Source organism: Acidithiobacillus sp. TH-A36 (genome assembly GCF_057473445.1).
In genome coordinates this window covers 1-2,699 of the sequence record NZ_JBYCKP010000174.1, presented here as the reverse complement: position 1 = coordinate 2,699, position 2,699 = coordinate 1, and the positions used below count along the sequence as shown (strand labels likewise).

Here is a 2,699-nt window from a genome sequence, read left to right as displayed (position 1 = left end):
CGTCCTGCTCACCCTGAATCAGGGTCCAGGGACAGCGGGGTGGCGTCAGATGCTGGAAGTCGAACAGATTGACGGGCGGGGCCACCGTCAGCAGGCGGGTGATATGGGGATGGTGATGTACGGCCCGATAGGCCACGTAAGCGCCAAAAGAAAAGCCGGCGAGCCAGATATCAAAACCCGGACGTCTTTCCTGCACCCAGTCCAGAACCGCCAGACAGTCTTCTGTTTCCCCCCGGCCGTCGTCATAACTGCCGGCGCTTTCTCCGACCCCCCGAAAATTGAAGCGCAGGGAGGGGATGCCCAGCAGGTTGAAGGTTCTGCTGAGATAATGCACCACCTTGTTGTGCAGGGTGCCGCCATAGAGCGGGTGCGGGTGGAGAATGACGGCCACTGCCCCCCGGGTTTCCTTTTCAGGACAGGCCGTGAGGCCTTCCAGATCACCTGCCGGACCGGGGATGAGGACTTTCTGGCCGATGCACTCCAGACCCGCCAGCTCGCCCCCGTCATACAGATGACTGCGGTCTATGGGCAGCATCAGATGCGTAACCTGTCTACGGGAACCCCGTCACGCAGATGCGATTCGACAATTTCCCGCACATCATCACCATCGACAAAGGTGTACCAGACGGCTTCCGGATAAACGACGGCTACCGGACCTTCCTGACAGCGTCCCAGGCAGCCGCAGCGATTGACGCGGACCTGATGATCACCATGAATTCCCAGGGATTTGGCATGTTTCTTGGCCAGATGAAACATTTCGTCGGCCAGCCCACTGTTGTTGCAGGACTGTTCACCATTGTCGCGATGATTCAGGCAAATAAACATATGCCGTTGATAGAAACCTTCTTCCATAAGCGTTGACCCTTTCTCTGCTCAGGGACATCATACCCGAATCAGCTTTTACAAACAGCGTACGGAGAAATCATGCTCAGCGATTTGCTTGTCGCCAATCTGGATAATGCCCTGCGTACCCTGACCGGTCAGCATGTCGGGAGTGATCGTCCCTATCCCGGCCGGGCGGTGCCCGATACCTTGCTGCGACCCTGGGAACGTCAGGCGGCAGGACGGATGATGCGGGTCAATCATGCCGGTGAGGTGATGGCCCAGGCCCTGTATATGGGGCAGGCGGCAGGTACCTCTGATCCGGAATTACGCGCGCAACTGGAACGCGCCCGCAGCGAAGAAGAAGATCATCTGCGCTGGTGCCAGACCCGGCTGCAGGAACTCAACAGTCGTCCCAGCCTTTTATCCCCCCTTTGGTATGGAGCAGGCTGGAGCATGGGCTTTCTGGCCGCCCGTCAGGGTCGGGCAGCCAATCTTGGTCTGGTGGTGGCTGTGGAAAATCAGGTGGAAGAGCATCTGAACGGGCACCTGGATGCCTTGCCAGCCGATGATGATCGCAGCCGGGCCGTGGTGGCGCAGATGCGGGATGATGAAGTGGGACATGCCGAGACGGCAGAATCTCTGGGTGCCGGGAAACTGCCCATGCCGGTGCGGATGGCCATGGGGGTGTTTTCCAGGATGCTGACACAGGGAGCACTCTGGATTTAAGCGCCCCGTGTGCTCAGGATACCGGGTGTTTGGTGGCCATTGGCCGGATATGGAGTTCTGACCCCCCCGGTAAATGGATGCGATAACGACCGGCACGCACGGCTTCAGCCATGCTGCCAATGGTTTGCTTGCCGAGCAGACCCATGACTTCGGCCTTCAGGGGCTTCCACTGATAGTGGACCGGGCAGGCGGTTTCGTCGGCACAGGCCTTGAGTCCCAGCACGCAACCCTGGCCGAAGGGTTGACCTTCCACTACTTCGACAATATCCAGAATGTTCATCTGGTCTGCCCCCGGCCTCAGCACAAAGCCACCACCACGGCCCTTGAAAGAATCCAGTACCCCGCGTTTGGCCAGATCCTGAAGGATTTTTGCCAGATATTGGGCCGGAACCCGCAGATAATCGGAAATATCCCGGCTCAGCACCGGTTCGCCCTCCGGTTGGGCGGCAAGATAAATCAATGCTTGTAAAGCATATTCGCTGGTTTTACTCAGTAGCATGAAAACATCCTCAGGATTCGTCGACGACTGTAAAGTCGTGGGTGATTTCCGCTGTTTTCCCCAGCATGACGCTGGCTGAACAGTATTTTTCCGCCGACAGGCTGATGGCGTGTGCTACTCGCTTGGGATCCAGTGCTTTGCCGGATACCATAAAATGCAGGTGTATTTTTGTGAATACCTTGGGGTCGGTGTCCGCCCGTTCGGCCTGGATGTCAACCACACATTGCTGGATGGCCTGCCGTGATTTTTGCAGGATCATGACCACATCAATGCTCGCACAACCACCAAGGCCCATGAGCAACATTTCCATGGGCCGTGCGCCAAGATTCTGTCCACCAATTTCTGCGGAGCCATCCATGACCAAAGCATGACCACTGTCAGCATTGGCCACAAAACTCATTTGACCCGGACCCATCCATTGTACGCGTGTCTGCATGCGTCGCCCCCTTTTGCTTTTGAACAACAACCTGCCATTAGATGCCAATATGCGGGCCATGTAAACCAAACAGCTTACTCAAAGCCGCACCGGGTTGCGGTTCGCGCATGAAGGCCTCGCCGACGAGGAAAGCGTTGACGTCCGCCGCACGCAGTTGCAGGACATCCTCAACCTGGCGAATGCCGCTTTCGGTGACCACAATGCGGTCTTCGG

5 protein-coding genes and 1 pseudogene are annotated in these 2,699 nt (G+C 57.4%); 1 reads left to right on the top strand and 5 read right to left on the bottom strand.

What is annotated here, in order from left to right; translation table 11 throughout:
- Together AC2VLY_RS04770 and AC2VLY_RS04765 are read right to left on the bottom strand one after the other, a co-directional pair.
- Positions 1 to 535 (bottom strand): alpha/beta hydrolase (locus AC2VLY_RS04770; protein ID WP_486921846.1); only part of this gene is annotated, 535 nt, incomplete at its 3' end.
- Positions 535 to 852: a (2Fe-2S) ferredoxin domain-containing protein gene (locus AC2VLY_RS04765; RefSeq protein WP_193650344.1), complete on the bottom strand. Its 318-nt coding sequence runs from the start codon at positions 850 to 852 to the stop codon at positions 535 to 537. The genes AC2VLY_RS04770 and AC2VLY_RS04765, both read right to left, overlap by 1 nt.
- Before the next feature lie 72 nt (positions 853 to 924).
- Here AC2VLY_RS04765 and coq7 point away from each other — a divergent pair, with 72 nt between their 5' ends.
- Complete coding sequence (gene coq7, locus AC2VLY_RS04760; protein WP_486921845.1) at positions 925 to 1,551, top strand: 2-polyprenyl-3-methyl-6-methoxy-1,4-benzoquinone monooxygenase; 627 nt, start codon at positions 925 to 927, stop codon at positions 1,549 to 1,551.
- Positions 1,552 to 1,564: 13 nt separating this feature from the next.
- Here coq7 and AC2VLY_RS04755 read toward each other — a convergent pair whose 3' ends face one another.
- The 3 genes and pseudogenes from AC2VLY_RS04755 to trpC form a co-directional block, all read right to left on the bottom strand.
- On the bottom strand, positions 1,565 to 2,050 hold the full coding sequence (locus AC2VLY_RS04755) for an RrF2 family transcriptional regulator (protein ID WP_300253594.1): 486 nt from the start codon (positions 2,048 to 2,050) through the stop codon (positions 1,565 to 1,567).
- 10 nt (positions 2,051 to 2,060) lie between these two features.
- Positions 2,061 to 2,486: an OsmC family protein gene (locus AC2VLY_RS04750; RefSeq protein WP_193650347.1), complete on the bottom strand. Its 426-nt coding sequence runs from the start codon at positions 2,484 to 2,486 to the stop codon at positions 2,061 to 2,063.
- Positions 2,487 to 2,523: 37 nt separating this feature from the next.
- Positions 2,524 to 2,699: pseudogene (gene trpC, locus AC2VLY_RS04745) on the bottom strand (indole-3-glycerol phosphate synthase TrpC); the annotation flags it as partial.